The following is an 18,263-nucleotide window of genomic DNA, read 5'->3' as shown; positions in this document are numbered from 1 at the left end:
AATATTTTGTGGGTATGTTACAATAATGTCAAGGAGGTCAAATATGAAAAAAGAATTAGATATGATTCATATTTATGAAAACGGTCAATGTATTGGCTATGGGGGTAATCAGGACTGGTTTTTAGATGATTGGGCCAAAAAGGCTGGTTGTGCCAGTGTTTTAGCAAGTCATCTTTATACATATTATTTATCTATCACACAAATGTCAAAGTCAGAATTTTTAGAAATTATGAATCAGATGTTTCAACGCTTTACTCCAGGAAAAATGGGTTATCCATTTTTATATAAATTTGCAAGAACATTTTGTCAGATGATGCAAGAAAAGCAGGTGTTCTTGAAACCTGTTTACATGAAACATCCTAAAAGTTACTGGCAGGCTATGAAATTTATTGAAAAGAGTATAGATGAAGGTAATCCAGTAAGCTTACTGATTTTATCTCATCAGGCCAAAGAACTTGAAGATGCTAATTGGCATTGGGTTTGTATCACAGGGTATAAACATAGTTGTGATGGAGAATGGATTGTGTTTTCAGATTGTGGCATACGCCGTGAAATAGATGCTCATATTTTATTTGATATAAATGAAAAGAATGTTATAAAAATGGTCAGTATGAAAAAGAATCCTCAAAATTGAGGATCCATTTTTTTTATAAGTTTCAACATATCTGATGGTGGCTGACAAGTCAAGGTCAGTTTTTCTTTGGTAATAGGATGAATGCATTCTATTTGATAAGCGTGCAACGCCTGATGATTCAACAGGGCAGAAGAGTGACCATAAAGATGATCTGATAAAATAGGATGTCCAATAGCAGACATATGAACTCTAATCTGGTGTTTTCTGCCGCTATCTAAAACACATTCTATCAAAGAAAGATGATTCTTGCTGGAAAGGCAACGATAATGTGTACATGCCTTTTTACCATGAGGATGCACAATCATGCGTTGTTGATGGTGACGGTCTTTACCAATCGGTTTATCAATGGTATGCCATTGATGATCATGAAAAGTCCCCTCAACAATAGCCAAATAATGACGATGAATGTCTTTCATAGACAATTGATAATCTAATAAAGGCTGTACAAATGCACATTTCACAAAAATCATTAATCCACTTGTTTCATAGTCTAAACGATGAATAAAACGAACGGGAAGATTATAACCCTGTTGATGATAGTAACCACTGACACGGTGCGCCAAAGAATTTGTATCATCTGGTTTAGCTGGAAAGACTTGAAGAAAAGGTGGTTTATTCACAATCAATAAAAACTCATCTTCATAAACGATATCTAAATCTTCATATACGGGTGGATACATCCCATCATCTTCTTGAAAAGCTTTGAATGTCAATTGATCACCTTTGACTAATACTGTTGAAGGTGAAACATAACGATTGTTGACAAGATATGATTTATTTTGTTTCATAAGATGAATTGTTTTTTTAGATAAATGAAACTGTTGAAATAAATCAATGATGGATATAGGTGAATCAATAAAGAGTGTTAAATAAGAGTGCCGAATCTGATATTTCATGAGACTTGATAAACTGTTATACGAATATCAATAGTCACATCAAATTCACCTAAAGTATCTAAAACATGACGACGTTCTTTTTTAATATGATAATAATGGGGTGTCATTTGTAAAAGATTGAGTGTATCTTCTTTTGTCTGTAAATGAATGGTCTGTTTATAATCATAACTTTCAACAACTGAAAAAGGTAAACGTATATGCTGATCAGATTTGATTTTAATTTCATCATAAATCAGTTCTTTGAATTCCACAAGATGATAGGGATTAGCTGTAACATGAATGATATAGCCATTTTTCTTTAGACAGCGTTCTATTTCCTGTGCATTAACAACCGTAAATAAAGCTGTTATAACATCCAAAGAATGATCATCAATAGGAATGTTTTTAGAATTACCTACAATCCAATAAATATCTTTAGTATATTTTGTAGCCATTTGAATACCAATTTTAGAAATATCTAAACCATAAATTGTTGAATCATCATTTAATAGTTCTTTGATACGATATGTATAATAGCCTTCACCACATCCTAAATCTAATAATTGACGTGGAGAAGATGTATATTTTGTTAGACAGTGCATAACTTCATTTAAAATACCATCATAATAGCCTTTATTTAAATGATGTTGACGACATAGAAGACTTTCTTTATTATCACCAGGATTATTTGTGGCTTTATCTGGATTTAATAAGAGATTGATATATTTTTGTTTCGCAATATCATAACAATGACCATTTTGACAACGATAACTTTTACCATCGAGAATAAGTGGTTCATGACATTTGGGACAAGCAAGATGATGCATAAACTTCCTCCTTTTTTGTGCATTATATCATGTTTATATATATTTGAAAATACAAAGCATCCTAAGAATGTATGCGAATGAATAAAACATGTTTATTATTTTGAAAGGACTTATCAAAAAGAAAAGAGGCATGTTATAATGGGAAAAAGGGAGTGAAGGCTATGAATATCATTGATTTGTTAGACAATGAAACTTTATTTACAAAAAATGAATTAGAGATTGTCCATTACATCAAAGAAAATCCACAGGCTGTCATCCTCATGACGATTAAAGAATTAGCACAGGTAACTTTTTCTTCGAATGCAAGTATTATTAGACTATGTAGAAAACTAGGCTATAAAGGCTTTCGTGATTTTAAAATAGACTTTATGCGTTATATGGAGTCTTTAAAATATGTCAGGCAGGATATTGATTTTTCATTTCCTTTTCAAAGTGATGAACCGACCTGGCAGATTATTAATAGCTTAGCGCGTGTTTATAAGGAAAGTATTGACTTGATTAATAGTCAGTTAGATATAGATGAATTAGAGAAAATTGTGGATTTACTTGATTGTAGTCAAAGAGTCTTTATTTATGCGACTGGAGATTCCAAGATTACTGCTATGGGTTTTACCAATAAACTCATCAAAATAGGAAAATTCTTTTATATCGCAACGGAAAATAAAGAAGAAGTTTCTTTTTCTAAGGCTGCTACACCTCAAGATGTGGCCTTATTTATCACTTATTCTAAGCAGGATGTTTATCGTGAATCGCTTAGAATATTATTATATAATCATGTGCCTATCATCACAATTACCTCTAATCATGATGATATTCTATTTAAATACAGTCGTTATCATATATTGATTCCTCATAAAGAAAAAAATGAAAAAATAGCTACATTTTATTCGCAGATATCTTTTCAATATGTTTTGAGTATTCTTTATTCCTTGTTGTATAAAAAGCAGAAAAAGTCTATAGACAATAGACAATCATAAAAAGAGATTTCACAATAGGAAATCTCTTTTATTTTAAATTTTGAACTCCTTTTTCTAACATTTCCATTTGTAAAAGAGTTTGTTCATGTGTAATGATTTGCGGTTTTCCATTGACTATACAATCATAGATACCATCATAAACTCTCGCATAATCACCATCAACACTAGGAACTTTTTCTTCGTGATATTGACCTTGATCATCTACATATGTTAATACACCATAATGTGCAGGAGTATCCTTTCCAAAATCTTCATGATCAGGCATATAGAATAATTTCAGATGTTCTTCCTGACGATCTTTTGTTTGTTTGACAAACATTCCTTTTTTTCCATAAACAATAAAACTTGGTCTTTCTTTGATTCTAAAATAACTTGATTTGACAGAAACTTTTAAAGTCCCATAATAAAGATCTAAATCAAAATAATCATTCATTCTTCCTTCACCAAGCAATTGTCTGACATCATAATGAACATGATCAGGTCGACCAAAATAAGAAATCACTTGATCTAAAGTATGACATCCATGACCATATAAGTAAGAATGGGCTGGATCAAAGTGATCAACATTTTCTGGAACTTCAGGACGATAATAATCAAAATGCATTTCTAATTCTAATAAATCACCTAATTTTCCACTTTCAATGACTTTTTGAACAGTTAAAAAATCACTGTCATAACGTCTATTTTGATATGCTGAACAATAAAGTCCTTTTCGATTCGCTAAATCAAAGATTTCTCTTGCCTGTTTTGAGTTTTCCATAAATGGTTTTTCTACTAAACAGTGCTTACCTGCTTCTAGTACCATTTTGGCATAATTGTAATGAAAATGATGTGTTGTACACACAACAATCATATCAATATCAGGATTTTGTAGTAATGCATTGACATCTTCACAATATTCTACACCATCAATGGTCTTCCATATATCATGACGAACGTGAATATCAAAAATCTTTTTAATCATAAATTTGTTTTGTCTTTGTAAAACAAATGGAATATGGTAACGATTGGCACTTTTCCCATTTCCAATATAACCTAATACTAATTTATTGTTGATCATTGTCAAAAATAACTCCTTCCTGTTGCCTACCTTTTTCCATAACTTGAGCAACCTGTAAACTTAATTCTATCATAGCTTGTGCTTTTTCAAAATCTTTTTCATTAATGATTCTGATAAATTCTTCAAATTCATAGTATAAACGATGCTGATCTTGAGGGAATTCATATTTTGTCTGCTGTCCTTTATTATCAATGAATGTATATTCAGTCATCTGATTCATAGGTTTATCAATCACAATAACGCCCTGATCTCCCTGAAGAGTTGAAGTAATAGGCGCTTTACAGTCTTTAGCTCCAATAGAAATCGCTTTTAAATGAGGATACTCTAAAACCATAATACCGCTTGTATCAATACCTTTTTCAATATTAGCAAAGTAATGCTGATTTACAGGCTGTCCCATTAATCCTATAATAGCATGTAAGTTATAAACATTTAAATCCATTAAAGCACCACCAGCTTTATGATAATCAAAAGCAGGTAAAATACGACCTTCTTTAAAAGCGTCATAACGTGATGAATATTGACTATAATTAAAGTTTAAGATTTTGATTTGTCCTAATTTGGATAAATGTGTTTTTAAAGATTGATAGGCTGGTAAATAATGGATATTCATAGCTTCTAAAATGATGACATGATGTTCATGACTTAAATCAATTAAATCTTGTAATTCATGCGCATTGGCACAAATAGGCTTTTCGATAATCACATGCTTTCCTTTTAATATCGCTTTTTTCGCAAAACCATAATGCAAATGATTAGGTAATGCTATATAGACTGTATCAATATCACTGTCTAATAATTGATCATAGTCATAAAAGATTTGATCTAAGTGATACTTTTGACATAATTCTTCAGCTTCTTGTTGAGTTTGTGTCGTTGCCAGTAAATATGTTTTTTCAATATCGAACTTTGAGTAAGTTGTCATTAAATCTTTGACAATCATTCCGGTTCCTAAAATTCCTAATTTCATGATTGTTCCTTCTTTCTTTTTAGTTTTTGTAGACAATGGACGATGATTTGATGATCTTGATCATGTTCTAATCCTGAAACAATACAACATCCTATTCTTTGATTTTGGACCATTAATGGAAAACCACCACCACATATCGCAAACTGGGAATCTTGGAGATAATGGTTATATTGATGCGTTTGTTCATTCTGAGCCCAGATATAAAATGAGGAATGTCCAAATGTTTCAACTGTTTTTTGTTTACGATTCAGCCATTCATCACCTGTTTTTCCATTCATCAGGTATTGAAAAACAATATCATGATGCAAAACAATACGGATACGAATGTTTTTGAGATGATCTTGTTTCACTTTTTCAACAAGCATCTGTCCTAAAATATAGGCATCTTCATGATCGAAAGACTGAAAAGATAAGTCCTTTTCTAATTGTAATAAATCATCCATATTTTCACCTCAATGAAATTATCTCATAAAATCTAAAAAAGGGAAATTATTTATAGAATTTTGAAAATAAAGTTCATGATTTATATGGATAATGAAAAAAAGTTGAACTTTTTTATCAAAATGATGAAAATCAAAAAAGGGCTTTATTTTTTTAAGAAATCAAGTAGAATAATGTTAAGAGTGATGAAAGGAGAAGTTTATGGGATTATTTAAAAAGAAAAAAACGGTCATTGATTATGATGCCATGTTTAAAGAACAATATAAGTCTATTAATCAAATCACACAACAGGCTCATAATGAATTGGATTATGTGATTAAAGAATCTTTATATGAAGTGATTGTAGAAAAATATAATGAATTGATTGATTTTATTGATCAGGGTGCTCATTTTGATAAAGCACATTTTGAAGCATTGAGAGACAATGCGAAAAAAGAATTACAATCAATTCATCAGATTAATCAAAGTGAATAAATGAATATTCAGATTATTGAAAAGGTTATAGATGTCTTTAATCGCTATGGAGATGGATTAAGGTTTCAGATTGAACGTTTTGAGGAAGTTTTAAATGATGAAGCACCAGATATGATGGATGAATGTTATTTGGTTGTTTTAGGAATGAAATTGGGTGTTTTTGAAGCTATTATATTTGATGAGGATTTTGAAATCTCTCGATATGTTCGCTATTTATGTGAATTTGCTTCATTAAGTGAGGAAGAAGCTTTATTTATGGTGAGTGTATTTTCTCAAGTGATTGATGAAATAGGTTATTATTTTGAAATACCTGATGTTGAAGAATTTTTAAAAACAGCTTATCAACAAAATAATGATTCACATCTCTATGTTCTGGCAAGAACTTATTTTTTAGGTTTTGGAATCAAACAGGATTATGAGAAAGCTTTTGAAATCTTTTCTTATTTATATCAGCGTGGATATCATGAATGTTGTTATTATATCGGTTATATGTATGAACATGGATATGGTGTTGAACAGGATGTTGCACAGGCATTCAATTACTACAAACAAAATGTTGACAGCTTATCAGCTTTAAGGTTGGGGCTGTTTTATATGTATGGACGCTATGTGACTCAAGATGATCAAAAAGCAATCCAGTATTTATCACAAAGTCAACAAAAAGAAGCATATCTTTATAAAGGAATTTTATTAGAAAAACAGAGAGAATATTCTGAAGCTTTTCAATCTTATTTATTAGGAGCAAAGCATTTTCAAAAAGAATGTATGTATAAGGTTGGACTGTTATTGAAGTTAGGTATAGGTGTGGATTTGGATTTAAAAGAAGCCATGCATTATTTTATATATGGATATTATCTGCTGCAGGAAGATTGTGCCTATGAACTGGCTATGATTTACTTTGATGGTATTGTTGTGGATAAAAATCAAAAGAAAGCATTAGATTATTTACATCAGTCAGCACGATTAAATAGTTATGATGCTTGCTTATTGTTAAGCCAATTATATGAACTTGGACGTTATGTAGAAAAGAATCATCGCTTTGCTTTGTCTTATTATCAGCAGGCACAAATCATCAGGAAGGAAAAAGAAGGAGAATATGAAATTATATAAAAAAGGAAATGATCAGTCTTATACTTTAGGTGTTTTTCCAACGATTGAACTGTTAAAACATAGACCACAGGATGTCGTCAGAGTGGTTGTTCATTCATCCATTCATCAAAATAGGGGATATCCTATGATTCAAGAGTTATGCCAACAATATCATATTCCGATTGATGTACATGATCGTACGATTGAAAAATTAAGTCCTAAAAATAATTGTTATGCGATTGGCGTTTTTAAAATCTATACATCCCCCTTACAACAGGCTCATCATGTTGTTTTGGAACATCCCATGGATATGGGAAATATGGGAACAATTATGCGTACAATGTTAGGATTTGGATATAAAAACTTAGCTATTATTAAACCAGCTGTTGATATTTTTGATCCTAAAGTCATTAGAGCATCAATGGGAGCCATCTTTCATTTGAATGTTGCTTACTATGACTCATTTGAAGAATATTATCATGCATTTTCTGATCATGAGTTCTATCCTTTTATGTTGAAAGGGGCTAAAAATATTCATCAGGTTCATTCTCATCAATGTCATAGTTTGGTTTTTGGTAATGAAAGTCATGGTTTGGATGATACATATTTAAATTATGGTCAAAGTGTTTTTATTCCTCATCATGAGGAAATTGATTCATTAAATTTGTCAATGGCATTAGGAATAGCATTATTTCATTTTTCAAAAGCAGAATTTGAAGGAAAAGAGGTATTAAGAGAAGATGTATGATTTTGATAAAGTGATTGAAAGAAAAGGAACAAACAGTGTGAAATATGATGGTGAAAAAATGCAAGATTCACATATGATTCCAATGTGGGTAGCAGATATGGACTTTGAAACTCTTCCAGAAGTCAAAGAAGCTTTGGTTAAGCGTGCAAGTCATGGCATTTTTGGATATGCTACACCAACTGAAAGTTATTATCAGTCTGTCATTAACTGGATGAAGACACGCCATCATTTTGATATTCAAAAAGAATGGATTGTGACAACTTCAGGTGTTGTAGGTGCTTTAAAATTAGCAGTAAGAGCCTATACACAAAAAGGTGATGCCATTATGGTAATGAAACCTGTTTATTATCCTTTTGATGCATCTATCCATTTAAATGAAAGAATGGTTGTAGAATGCCCACTTGTATTTCAAGATAATCATTATGAATGTGATTTTGAAGTGTTTGAAAAACAGATCGTTGATCATGATGTCAAGATGTTTATCTTATGTAATCCACATAATCCCATTGGTAAAGTCTGGACACGTGATGAATTGTATCAGATAGGTAAAATTTGTCAGAAACATCATGTTTATGTGATTAGTGATGAAATTCATATGGACTTTATTTATGAGGGAAATGAACATGTTCCTTTCTATAATGTAGATCCATCATTTGGGGAATTCAGCATTATCTGTACAGCGCCATCTAAAACATTTAACTTGGCGGCTCTACAGACATCTAATATTATTATTAAAAATGAAGATCTACGAGAAAAATTTCAAAAAGAAAAAAATGCTTCAGGTATGAGTGATCCTAATATTTTTGGATTAGAAGCCTGTGAAGCAGCTTATACATATGGAGCTCAGTGGGTTGATGAATTGGTAGATTATTTATCTGGAAATATAGCTTATATGAAAGAATTCTTTGCTGAAAGACTACCAGAAATTAAGGTGATTGATCCACAGGGATTGTATCTGGTCTGGGTAGATATGCGAAGCTTAGGTATGAATAAAGATGAATTAGAAACATTTATGTTGGAAAAAGCACATTTATGGCTGGATGAAGGTTATATTTTTGGAACAGGTGGAGAAGGATTTGAAAGATTTAATGTCGCTTGTCCACGTTCAACATTAAAACAAGCTTTAGAACAATTAGAAAAAGCAATAAAAGAATGATAAAAAAGAGAATATTTATGGAAATTTTCATAAAATCAGTGTATGATATATGTGTAAAAAAAATGTAAAGGAGATTTGAATTATGGGATTAGTTTCAGCTAAAGAAATGCTTGATAAAGCAAAAGCAGGTCACTATGCTGTTGGTCAATTTAATATCAACAACTTAGAATGGACTAAATCAATTTTATTAACTGCGGAAGAATTAAAAGCACCAGTTATTTTAGGAGTTTCTGAAGGAGCTGCTAAATACATGACTGGATATAAAACAGTTTCTGCAATGGTGAAAGCAATGGTTGAATCTTTAAATATTACTGTACCAGTTGCTTTACACTTAGATCATGGTAGTTATGAAGGAGCTAAAGCTGCATTAGAAGCTGGTTTCTCTTCAATTATGTTTGATGGTTCTCATTATGGAATCGAAGAAAACATTGAAAAAACAAAAGAAATCGTAGCTTTATGTCATTCAAAAGGTGTATCAGTTGAAGCAGAAGTTGGTTCAATTGGTGGAGAAGAAGACGGAGTTATCGGTAAAGGTGAAGTTGCAGACCCTAAAGAATGTAAAATGATTGCTGATTTAGGTGTAGATTTCTTAGCAGCAGGTATTGGAAACATTCATGGTAAATATCCTGCTAACTGGGAAGGTTTAGATTTTGATGCATTAGATGCTATTCAACAAGAAACAGGAACTTTACCATTAGTATTACATGGTGGTACAGGAATTCCTGCTGATATGATTAAAAAAGCTATCACATTAGGAGTTTCTAAAATCAACGTTAATACTGAATGTCAATTATATTTCCAAGAAGCTACTCGTAAATATATTGAAGCTGGTAAAGATTTAGAAGGTAAAGGATTCGATCCTCGTAAATTATTAGCTCCAGGTGCTGAAGCTATTAAAACTTGTGTTAAAGAAAAAATGGAATTATTCGGATGCATTGGTAAAGCTTAATTTCATGTGAAGCAAAGTCAACTCATTGAGTTGGCTTTTTTCTGTATAAAAATACATATTCATTCATCTTTGATTATATGTAAAAAGAACATTTCATAGAAAAAATAACAAAAAAAGACATCAACTTTGTCAAATGTGTAAGCGCTTTTTTGAATTGTGTTATTATATTCTAAAATTCTTGTCAAATTTAAAGAAAACTATTAAAATAAAAATGAAAACACAGATTATATAGGGAGCGGGGTTATATGTCAATGAACGATTATGTTAATATAACAATGTTTCGTAAATTTTCGTTTTCATATCATAATTGTACAATTGATAGTGACACGATGAAATCTGAAAAACTTGTGAAATTATTTGCTTATCTCCTATCTCATTATCAGCGAACAGTGCCTTCTAATGAACTGATTGAAATGTTATGGTATTTAGATGATGTTGATAATCCTATAGGAGCATTAAAAAATTTAATATATAGATTAAGAGCCTTATTAAAAAAAGAGTTTGGATTTACAGATTTTATTATAACTGGAAAAGGATCGTATGCGATTAATCCGGCATATCATTTAAGAATAGATACAGTTGAATTTGAAAAGTATGAAAAATATTTAAGAGATTCTTCAAAACCAGAATATTTTGAAAAGTTTCTTAATGAATATACAGGGAAGTATTTGGTAGAAATTAAAGAAGATCATAATACTTTATCTAAACGTGTTTATTATCATTCACTTTATATGGATAAGGTTGTTGAGTATGCAAAGCTGTTGGAAGATAAGCAGGATTATGAGAAGATGGAAATAATAGCTAAGCGTGCTATTGAGATTGATAATTTAGAAGAGTCTATTTATGAAATCTGGATTCGTTCTTTATATTTTCAACAGCAGTATAAAAAAGCAAAAGAGATATATAAAGCAACAACTGATTTATTGTATCAGACTTTAGGTGTTAAGCCATCTGAGTCAATGCTGAAATTATATGAGATGATTAAAAAAGAAAGTCATGATGAAGATTTAGATATTATGGAAATTCAACAGGAGCTTTCACGTGATGAAGCTTATGGTGCTTTTCTTTGTGAGTATGGAACATTTAGAGAAATATATACTATGCAATCAAGAATGATGGGAAGATTAGGAATTTGTTCTCAGTTATGTTTAGTTACTATTCTTGATCATTCACAGATTGAGGATCAACATTCCCAAAAAGCTATTGAAAGAATGATGACGAAAGTTCAGGATGCTTTACTCAGTGGACTTCGTATTGGTGATGTTGTATGCAGGTTAAATGTGAATCAGTTTGTTGTTCTTTTGCCTGCATGTCATAATGACGATGCCAAAAGTGTTATGAGTAGAGTTTTACGTAAAATAAAATATTCATTGAATCATACAACATTAACGATTGATTTCATGGTTGGAGAAATCATACCAAAGTAATAAAGCGTGACAAATAAATGAAACAACATATATTGACATACCCATTTTAGACTTACTGCAACAGTGAGTCTTTTTCTTTTTATGATGATTATAGAATGGTCTTTTTAGGTATAATAAACATATGATACATTACAGGGGGTTGAATATTTTGTTAGTGAATTTTGTTTATGATGATGAAGAATTATTAGAACCATATGAGTGGCAGGATGATGATTCTTATGAAGAAATAGAAAATGCACCTCTTTATCATGTTTCAACAAAACAGTTACATGATTTTTTATATGCGAAATTTTATCAATTCAGAGGAACAGATGGTATTTTTATTGTTGGTGATGGTCATTATTGCTTTGTTGTGGATATTAAAAATCATACGATTGTACGTAGAGGAACTTTTTCATGGCAACAAAGACAACAGATTAATGACATATTAAAACAAGAACCGATGACTTTTTTTCAATATCAGATCAAAGATGAAGCTTATGATAAAGAATTTGGTTTAACAAGAAATGAGCGTTTAAAGAAAATGTGTCTAGAAGAAGTTATTGATGAGATTTTTGTGGTCCGTTATGATGTCTTCTTGGAAATATGCCAACAATTTCATATTGAGGGAGAAAATCCCAGTGAAAAATATTTAGCTTTAAAACATAAGATTGAAAAAGGATATACATCCTTGCATGAATTATTGTATAAAGAATTGGTTCAAAAAGGTTAAAAAGCAAACTTCATATTCCTAAGAAGTTTGCTTTCTGTCTTATTTCTTTTTAATTGTAATTCCAATTTTTCTTTCCACTTTGGCTAGTTTCTTTCTTGCGATGATGCGTGCTTTCTTGGCACCTTCTTCTAAAATATCATCTAAATAAGAACCGCTCATAATTTCATGATAACGATTTTGTATCTTCTCAAGTTCTTCTCCTAAAACTTCAGCTAAATCATTTTTAAATTCTCCATATCCTTTACCATTATATTGTTTTTCAAGATCTTCAATAGGACGATTTGCTAATATTGAATAAATTTCTAACAAGTTAGAAATACCTGGTTTATTTTCAGGATCATAATGAATATGACCATCGCTATCCGTCACGGCAGATTTGATTTTCTTTTTAGAAATATTGATATCGTCTAAGATATAAATAGTTCCTTTTCCTAGTTCATCGGATTTGGACATCTTCTTTGTAGGATTTTGTAAATCCATGATACGTCCACCCACTTTAGTCACTAATGGTTCTGGAAGTTTGAAAGTTTCGCTATAACGTGAATTAAATCTTTCAGCAATATCACGACATAATTCTACGTGTTGTTTCTGATCTTCACCAACCGGTACAAAATCAGGATCATACATTAAAATATCAGCATTCATTAATGAAGGATAATTAAATATACCAGCACCAATGACTTCATTTTTGGCTTTCTTATCTTTGTATTGTGTCATACGTGAAAGTTCTCCCATAGACACCATACATCCTAAATACCAACCAAGTTGAGCATGTTCTAAAACATCTGACTGTAAAAATAAAGTGACTTTTTCAGGATCTAATCCAGCAGCAATATACAATGCAATTAAATCTTTCGTATTTTTACGTAAATCTGCAGGCTTTTGATAAATAGTCATAGAATGAAGATTAGCAATAAAAATAAACATTTCATATTCATCCTGATAAGAAACAAAAGGTTTGATAGCTCCAATATAATTACCTAAAGTCACACGACCAGTTGGTTTAATTCCACTTAACATTCTTTTCATCATAACGACCTCCTTTAAAATAAAAAACGTCCTTAAAAAAGGACGTATAAATACGCGGTACCACCTTTATTCATATCATCGATATGCACTCTTGTCTTAACGCGACTCACGAAAAATGACTCATGCCATTTTTAGCTCCAGAATCCCAATTCATTATCGTTCATGGCTTGTTTGCATCACCCACAAGCTTTCTTAACATGAATAGATAACTACTCCATTCTTTCATTGCTGTAAAGTCATTATAGAACGACAAAGATGTAAAATCAATAGAATCATAAAAAATAATTTCATAATTGTTGAAAATGATGTATAATGAGTAAACAAGAGGAGATGATGTAATGATTAGAATTTATACAGCACCAAGTTGTGCTTCATGTAGAAAAGTCAAAGCATGGCTGAAAGAACATCAGATTCCTTATGTTGAAAAAAATATTTTTTCTACATTATTACGTGAAACTGAGTTAAAAGAACTTTTAGAAAGAAGTGAAAATGGAACAGATGACATTATTTCTAAAAGGTCAAAGATTATTAAAGAAAATAAAATAGATTTAGATGATATGTCTATTAATGAATTAATTCATTTTATTCAAGAAAATCCATCTATTTTAAAAAGACCTATTATTATTGATGAAAGACGTTTTCAGGTCGGTTATAATGCTGAAGAAATTCGTGCTTTTATTCCTCGTGAATTGCGTCGTTTACAAGAATGTAATAATAGTGACTTCTGTCCACAATTTACTGATATTAAGGAACAATATTATCAGGATCACAAATGTGATGATGGTTGCGAATAAAAGATAATGAGTCGTTTCTATGCTGAGATAGAAGCGATTTTTATTTTGTGAGAGAATGTTTTATAGTTGTCAAGAAAGTGATATAATATCATGGAGAAATGAGAAATAATGGAGGAAAAAATGATGATAAAAGGGGAACTTGAGAAAAAAATGAAAAAGATGATCATAATTTCTTCTGTTATTGTAGTACTGCTTTTGACTATGAGTATTTTTTTGCGTATTTATTTAAATCATATTGTCAGAAATAATATGATTGACCAAGTTGATAATACTGTTGATAAATACATTCATATAATACAAAAACAAATAGATAATGATTTTCAATTTTTAGATTCTTTTGCTAGTGTTTTACAGATGGAAAATATAACAAACAATCAAGAATTTCCACAGGTTTTAGAAGAAACTAATGAACAAAATGATTTTATAACGATGATGTATTTTGATTTGAATGAAAGGGGAGTTGTTGCCAATTTAAATCAAGAGGTATTGGTCAATAAGCCTTTGACAGATTTTCAAGAAGAAATTCAAAGTGTTGTTTATGATGCTTTAGCTGATCAACGTACTGTATCTGATATTTTTCAAAGTCAATTAACTCATGAAATGATTTATGCTTATGGAATCCCAGTTTATCAAAACAAACAGATTGTGGGAGCTTTAATCGCCACACAAACAGTAGAATTGCTGATGGATGCTGGGCAAGGAAGTGGTATTTTAGGTGGGGATACATATGCTTATCTTGTTGATGAATCTGGTCAAGTTTTAGTCAACTCTCAATATGATATTTTTCATCAGACTTCAATATTTCAACAACCTTTTTTGCAAAAACAAGATTATCAGCAAATGAAAGAACATTTAAAAGATCATCAAGATATAACATTTTCATTTGAATATGAAAATGCACAATATCATGCTCTATTAAAACCCATTGGATTAAAAGATTGGAATCTTTTATGTGTTAATATGTTGGAAAATTCTCACTTGTTTGCTGATAGGAATATGAGAATGGTAGGTTTGATATTTTTAAGTATCATATTGTTAGTTGTAGGATTATTGATTTATGGATATCGTATTATTTTAAAAAACAATCGTGAGTTACAGAAAGTCGCTTATTTTGATTATTTAACAGGAGCGTATAATTTTTCTTATTTTATGACTTTGGGTGAACGATACTTTATGGATAATAAATGTTGTAGTGTGGCTGTTTTAAATATTCATCAATTTAAGTTTTTTAATGAAATTTTTGGACATGATTTGGGAGATCAGTTGTTATGTCATGAAAAGAAAGTGATTGAAAACAATCTACATGATGGAGAATTTTTTTGCCGAGATACAGCAGATCAATTTTATGTTTTTCTATGTGAAACAGAGGAATCCGTTTTATTGACACGCCTTAATCAAATGATGGAAGAGATTATTGAATATATGGATTTATTACACACAAATTATCATTTGAAGATTCATTGTGGTGTGGCGATATCAAGTGAAGAGCTGATTGTGGATAATTGTTTTGAAGATTTAATGGTCAGAGTTATGTTTGCTTTAGCAAAATCAAAGGAAACGCTACTTTCTAATATTTGGTTTTATGATATTGAATTACATAAACAGGAAATAATGGATAATTATATTGAAAGTCATATGGAACAGGCTTTAAAAGATGGAGAATTTCAATTATATTTGCAGCCAAAAGTTGATATGGAAACGGGTCAATTACAAAGTAGTGAAGCTTTAGTTCGTTGGATCACACAAGATAACCAGCAATTGTATCCTAATCAATTTATTCCTATTTTTGAAAAAAGTGGCTTTTGTATGAAATTAGATATGTATATATTTGAACAGGCGTGTCTACAAATTAGAAAATGGATGGATCAAGGTATAGAGCCTATCGGTATTTCTGTCAATCAATCTAAATTATTGTTCTATGAATCTGATTATGTCGAACGATTAAATGCGATTGTTCAAAAGTATCAAGTACCAGCTCATTTGCTGACTTTAGAAATATTAGAAGATTTGGTCATTAATAATGTAGATGCAGTCAATGAAAAGATAGAACAGCTACATCAAATAGGATTTAAAGTTTCAATGGATGATTTTGGAAGTGGTTATTCATCTTTAAATATTTTAGGAAAGATCGATATTGATGAATTAAAGATAGACAGAATATTTTTACAAGAAATATTAGATGGAAAAAATAAGAAAGCTCAAATTATTTTGGAAGAAATTATTAAATTGACAAAAATTTTATCTATTTCTACAGTTGTTGAAGGAATAGAAACAAAAGAATATCATGATTTTGTAAAGTCACTTGGTTGTCATTATGGACAGGGTTATTATTATGATAAACCTATAAGTCAACAAGAATTTGAAATACGATATATGAAAGAAAGGAGATAAACATGTGGGGGATTATTGCAACTTGGCGTATGGCTAAGGAAGGGATTGAAAAAGCTGAAAAAATATTAGATAGTCAAGGTGATGCTGGTGACGCTATTGAAATGGCTATTAAAGAAGTGGAAGATTTTCCTTATTATAAGTCAGTGGGATATGGTGGATTACCTAATGAAGCCATGGAAGTAGAATTAGATGCAGCATACATGAATGGAGATACTTTAAGTGTTGGAGCAGTGGCTTCTCTTCAAGATTTTGCAAATCCTATATCAATTGCCAGACGTTTATCGCATGAAACAGTCAATTGCATGCTGGTTGGTCAAGGGGCTGAAAGTTTTGCCAGTCAGGAAGGTTTTGAAAGAAAGAATATGCTTACGGATCGTGCTAAGATTCATTATAAAAATCGCATCAAAGAAGAGCAATCAAAACTCCAGCCATATGCTGGTCATGATACAGTTGGGATGGTGTGTTTAGATGATTCTGGTAAGATGACAGCAGCGACATCAACGAGTGGATTGTTTATGAAGAAAAAGGGGCGAGTTGGCGATTCACCTATTATAGGTTCAGGTTTTTATGTGGATTCACAAATCGGAGGAGCTTCAGCGACAGGCTTAGGTGAAGATTTAATGAAGGGATGTATTTCTTATGAAATCGTCAGACTCATGGCACAGGGAATGCATCCACAAAAAGCTTGTGAAAAAGCTGTTTTTGAACTTGAACAAAAGTTAATCAAAAGACGAGGGCATGCAGGGGATTTATCTGTTGTGGCTATGAATAAGGATGGAGAATTTGGTGTAGCTACTAATATTGAAGCATTTTCTTTTGTCGTTTGTTTACCACATTTAAAACCAACTGTTTATCTGGTACAAAGAGAAGGAAATCATTGTACCTATCAACCTGCCAGTCAACAATGGCTTGATGAATATATGCAAACACGCATGGCCCCATTGAAAGAAAAGTAGAGGAGATTGTATGAAACCAATAGTAGAAATTTGTTGTGGGAGTTATAGTGATGCTTTAGCGGCATGGAAGGCTGGAGCAACACGCATTGAATTGAATAGTGCTTTATCATTAGGAGGTCTAACACCTTCATTGGCCACACTGAAAATGACAAAGCAAAATACAGGTTTAAAAGTCATAACAATGATTCGCCCTAGGGGTGCTGGTTTTTGTTATGATGAAGAAGAATATGAAGTGATGAAACAGGATGCAAAGATCATGTTAGAAAATGGAGCAGATGGCTTGGCATTTGGATTTTTAGATGCATCAGGACATATTGATGAAAAACGTACCCAGGAATTTGTTGAAATCATCCATGCCTATCATAAGGAAGCTGTTTTTCATCGTGCTTTTGATTGTGTAGATGATCCTTTTCAGGCTATTGAAATATTAATTCAATTAGGTGTTGATCGTCTTTTAACAAGTGGTTTAAAAGCAAAAGCGATAGATGCTCTTGAACTTTTAGAAAAGCTTCAACAGCGTTATGGACAAGATATAGAAATCTTAGTAGGTAGTGGTGTGAATGCTTCAAATGTTTTAGAAATCTTACAGAAAACAAAAGTGCAACAGGTACATAGTTCTTGTAAAGATTGGGTTGAAGATGCTTCAACGATAGCCAAAGATGTTTCTTTTGCTTATGCACCTGCTCCTCATGAAAAAGATTATGAAATCGTCAGTCAAAAATTAGTTGAAAACATACTTCAGCAATTATAAAAA

19 protein-coding genes and 1 other annotated feature are annotated in these 18,263 nt (G+C 31.2%); of the genes, 13 read left to right on the top strand and 6 right to left on the bottom strand.

From position 1 onward, the window contains the following. Positions 1–43 precede the first annotated feature (43 nt). Positions 44–634: a hypothetical protein gene (locus ACESR5_RS05575; protein WP_373154616.1), complete on the top strand. Its 591-nt coding sequence runs from the start codon at positions 44–46 to the stop codon at positions 632–634. Here ACESR5_RS05575 and ACESR5_RS05570 read toward each other — a convergent pair. Both ACESR5_RS05570 and ACESR5_RS05565 read right to left on the bottom strand, forming a co-directional pair. Beyond that, positions 625–1,530 (bottom strand): RluA family pseudouridine synthase, encoded by a 906-nt coding sequence (locus tag ACESR5_RS05570; protein WP_373154614.1) that lies wholly within the window; start codon positions 1,528–1,530, stop codon positions 625–627. The two genes, ACESR5_RS05575 and ACESR5_RS05570, sit on opposite strands and share 10 nt — an antisense overlap. Further along, complete coding sequence (locus ACESR5_RS05565) at positions 1,527–2,336, bottom strand: methyltransferase domain-containing protein (protein WP_087304493.1); 810 nt, start codon at positions 2,334–2,336, stop codon at positions 1,527–1,529. The genes ACESR5_RS05570 and ACESR5_RS05565 overlap by 4 nt, the downstream gene beginning before the upstream one ends. Before the next feature lie 161 nt (positions 2,337–2,497). Between ACESR5_RS05565 and ACESR5_RS05560 the strand changes: the two genes are divergently transcribed. After that, the gene (locus ACESR5_RS05560) at positions 2,498–3,313 is read left to right on the top strand and encodes a MurR/RpiR family transcriptional regulator (protein WP_373154612.1); all 816 of its coding nucleotides are present in this window, start codon (positions 2,498–2,500) and stop codon (positions 3,311–3,313) included. Positions 3,314–3,341: 28 nt separating this feature from the next. Here ACESR5_RS05560 and ACESR5_RS05555 read toward each other — a convergent pair whose 3' ends face one another. The 3 genes from ACESR5_RS05555 to ACESR5_RS05545 are packed head-to-tail and all read right to left on the bottom strand — an operon-like array spanning position 3,342 to position 5,786. Further along, positions 3,342–4,373 (bottom strand): Gfo/Idh/MocA family oxidoreductase, encoded by a 1,032-nt coding sequence (locus tag ACESR5_RS05555; RefSeq protein ID WP_373154611.1) that lies wholly within the window; start codon positions 4,371–4,373, stop codon positions 3,342–3,344. Then, on the bottom strand, positions 4,360–5,343 hold the full coding sequence (locus tag ACESR5_RS05550; RefSeq protein ID WP_373154609.1) for a Gfo/Idh/MocA family protein: 984 nt from the start codon (positions 5,341–5,343) through the stop codon (positions 4,360–4,362). The genes ACESR5_RS05555 and ACESR5_RS05550 overlap by 14 nt, the downstream gene beginning before the upstream one ends. Continuing rightward, complete coding sequence (locus tag ACESR5_RS05545; RefSeq protein WP_373154607.1) at positions 5,340–5,786, bottom strand: heme-binding protein; 447 nt, start codon at positions 5,784–5,786, stop codon at positions 5,340–5,342. Before ACESR5_RS05545 ends, ACESR5_RS05550 begins: the two co-directional genes overlap by 4 nt. Positions 5,787–5,985: 199 nt before the next feature. Between ACESR5_RS05545 and ACESR5_RS05540 the strand changes: the two genes are divergently transcribed. The 7 genes from ACESR5_RS05540 to ACESR5_RS05510 all read left to right on the top strand — a co-directional run bounded on the left by ACESR5_RS05540 (position 5,986) and on the right by ACESR5_RS05510 (position 12,339). Next, complete coding sequence (locus ACESR5_RS05540) at positions 5,986–6,258, top strand: hypothetical protein (RefSeq protein WP_087244150.1); 273 nt, start codon at positions 5,986–5,988, stop codon at positions 6,256–6,258. After that, a complete protein-coding gene (locus tag ACESR5_RS05535) occupies positions 6,259–7,368 on the top strand; it encodes a tetratricopeptide repeat protein (protein WP_373154605.1) in 1,110 nt (369 codons plus the stop codon). Beyond that, positions 7,355–8,095: a TrmH family RNA methyltransferase gene (locus ACESR5_RS05530; RefSeq protein WP_087244152.1), complete on the top strand. Its 741-nt coding sequence runs from the start codon at positions 7,355–7,357 to the stop codon at positions 8,093–8,095. The genes ACESR5_RS05535 and ACESR5_RS05530 overlap by 14 nt, the downstream gene beginning before the upstream one ends. Beyond that, complete coding sequence (locus tag ACESR5_RS05525) at positions 8,088–9,251, top strand: MalY/PatB family protein (protein WP_373154603.1); 1,164 nt, start codon at positions 8,088–8,090, stop codon at positions 9,249–9,251. The genes ACESR5_RS05530 and ACESR5_RS05525 overlap by 8 nt, the downstream gene beginning before the upstream one ends. Before the next feature lie 82 nt (positions 9,252–9,333). After that, positions 9,334–10,200, top strand: coding sequence for a class II fructose-1,6-bisphosphate aldolase (gene fba, locus ACESR5_RS05520; RefSeq protein WP_087245053.1), 867 nt, complete (start codon positions 9,334–9,336; stop codon positions 10,198–10,200). A 245-nt stretch (positions 10,201–10,445) separates the two neighbouring features. Next, positions 10,446–11,627: a diguanylate cyclase domain-containing protein gene (locus ACESR5_RS05515; protein ID WP_373154602.1), complete on the top strand. Its 1,182-nt coding sequence runs from the start codon at positions 10,446–10,448 to the stop codon at positions 11,625–11,627. Between the two features lie 148 nt (positions 11,628–11,775). Next, positions 11,776–12,339, top strand: a complete 564-nt coding sequence (locus tag ACESR5_RS05510; RefSeq protein WP_373154600.1) for a hypothetical protein — start codon at positions 11,776–11,778, stop codon at positions 12,337–12,339. 39 nt (positions 12,340–12,378) lie between these two features. On the opposite strand, the gene trpS is transcribed toward ACESR5_RS05510, so the two are convergent. Continuing rightward, the gene (trpS, locus tag ACESR5_RS05505) at positions 12,379–13,368 is read right to left on the bottom strand and encodes a tryptophan--tRNA ligase (protein ID WP_087245050.1); all 990 of its coding nucleotides are present in this window, start codon (positions 13,366–13,368) and stop codon (positions 12,379–12,381) included. Between the two features lie 35 nt (positions 13,369–13,403). After that, positions 13,404–13,603: a binding site (T-box leader), on the bottom strand. A 103-nt stretch (positions 13,604–13,706) separates the two neighbouring features. Here trpS and spx point away from each other — a divergent pair. The 4 genes from spx to ACESR5_RS05485 all read left to right on the top strand — a co-directional run bounded on the left by spx (position 13,707) and on the right by ACESR5_RS05485 (position 18,260). Further along, positions 13,707–14,162, top strand: a complete 456-nt coding sequence (gene spx / locus ACESR5_RS05500) for a transcriptional regulator Spx (RefSeq protein ID WP_087245049.1) — start codon at positions 13,707–13,709, stop codon at positions 14,160–14,162. A 123-nt stretch (positions 14,163–14,285) separates the two neighbouring features. After that, the gene (locus ACESR5_RS05495; RefSeq protein WP_373154598.1) at positions 14,286–16,553 is read left to right on the top strand and encodes an EAL domain-containing protein; all 2,268 of its coding nucleotides are present in this window, start codon (positions 14,286–14,288) and stop codon (positions 16,551–16,553) included. 2 nt (positions 16,554–16,555) lie between these two features. Beyond that, a complete protein-coding gene (locus ACESR5_RS05490; protein WP_373154596.1) occupies positions 16,556–17,509 on the top strand; it encodes a N(4)-(beta-N-acetylglucosaminyl)-L-asparaginase in 954 nt (317 codons plus the stop codon). Positions 17,510–17,519: 10 nt separating this feature from the next. Next, the gene (locus ACESR5_RS05485; protein WP_373154595.1) at positions 17,520–18,260 is read left to right on the top strand and encodes a copper homeostasis protein CutC; all 741 of its coding nucleotides are present in this window, start codon (positions 17,520–17,522) and stop codon (positions 18,258–18,260) included. Positions 18,261–18,263: the final 3 nt, after the last annotated feature.

The organism is Clostridium sp. AUH-JLR23, from assembly GCF_964238065.1.
In the GTDB taxonomy this organism is placed as follows: Bacteria; Bacillota_I; Bacilli_A; order Erysipelotrichales; family Coprobacillaceae; genus Allocoprobacillus; species Allocoprobacillus merdigallinarum.
The sequence above is the reverse complement of the archived record's forward strand: the minus strand, read 5'-3'. Positions and strand labels throughout refer to the sequence as shown.

Excerpts from the sequence above, each read along its gene's own strand:
- ACESR5_RS05575 (WP_373154616.1), top strand. The coding sequence starts at position 44 with ATGAAAAAAGAATTAGATATGATTCATATTTATGAAAACGGTCAATGT.
- ACESR5_RS05570 (WP_373154614.1), bottom strand. The coding sequence starts at position 1,530 with ATGAAATATCAGATTCGGCACTCTTATTTAACACTCTTTATTGATTCA.
- ACESR5_RS05565 (WP_087304493.1), bottom strand. The coding sequence starts at position 2,336 with ATGCATCATCTTGCTTGTCCCAAATGTCATGAACCACTTATTCTCGAT.
- ACESR5_RS05560 (WP_373154612.1), top strand. The coding sequence starts at position 2,498 with ATGAATATCATTGATTTGTTAGACAATGAAACTTTATTTACAAAAAAT.
- ACESR5_RS05555 (WP_373154611.1), bottom strand. The coding sequence starts at position 4,373 with ATGATCAACAATAAATTAGTATTAGGTTATATTGGAAATGGGAAAAGT.
- ACESR5_RS05550 (WP_373154609.1), bottom strand. The coding sequence starts at position 5,343 with ATGAAATTAGGAATTTTAGGAACCGGAATGATTGTCAAAGATTTAATG.
- ACESR5_RS05545 (WP_373154607.1), bottom strand. The coding sequence starts at position 5,786 with ATGGATGATTTATTACAATTAGAAAAGGACTTATCTTTTCAGTCTTTC.
- ACESR5_RS05540 (WP_087244150.1), top strand. The coding sequence starts at position 5,986 with ATGGGATTATTTAAAAAGAAAAAAACGGTCATTGATTATGATGCCATG.
- ACESR5_RS05535 (WP_373154605.1), top strand. The coding sequence starts at position 6,259 with ATGAATATTCAGATTATTGAAAAGGTTATAGATGTCTTTAATCGCTAT.
- ACESR5_RS05530 (WP_087244152.1), top strand. The coding sequence starts at position 7,355 with ATGAAATTATATAAAAAAGGAAATGATCAGTCTTATACTTTAGGTGTT.
- ACESR5_RS05525 (WP_373154603.1), top strand. The coding sequence starts at position 8,088 with ATGTATGATTTTGATAAAGTGATTGAAAGAAAAGGAACAAACAGTGTG.
- fba (WP_087245053.1), top strand. The coding sequence starts at position 9,334 with ATGGGATTAGTTTCAGCTAAAGAAATGCTTGATAAAGCAAAAGCAGGT.
- ACESR5_RS05515 (WP_373154602.1), top strand. The coding sequence starts at position 10,446 with ATGTCAATGAACGATTATGTTAATATAACAATGTTTCGTAAATTTTCG.
- trpS (WP_087245050.1), bottom strand. The coding sequence starts at position 13,368 with ATGAAAAGAATGTTAAGTGGAATTAAACCAACTGGTCGTGTGACTTTA.
- spx (WP_087245049.1), top strand. The coding sequence starts at position 13,707 with ATGATTAGAATTTATACAGCACCAAGTTGTGCTTCATGTAGAAAAGTC.
- ACESR5_RS05495 (WP_373154598.1), top strand. The coding sequence starts at position 14,286 with ATGATAAAAGGGGAACTTGAGAAAAAAATGAAAAAGATGATCATAATT.
- ACESR5_RS05490 (WP_373154596.1), top strand. The coding sequence starts at position 16,556 with ATGTGGGGGATTATTGCAACTTGGCGTATGGCTAAGGAAGGGATTGAA.
- ACESR5_RS05485 (WP_373154595.1), top strand. The coding sequence starts at position 17,520 with ATGAAACCAATAGTAGAAATTTGTTGTGGGAGTTATAGTGATGCTTTA.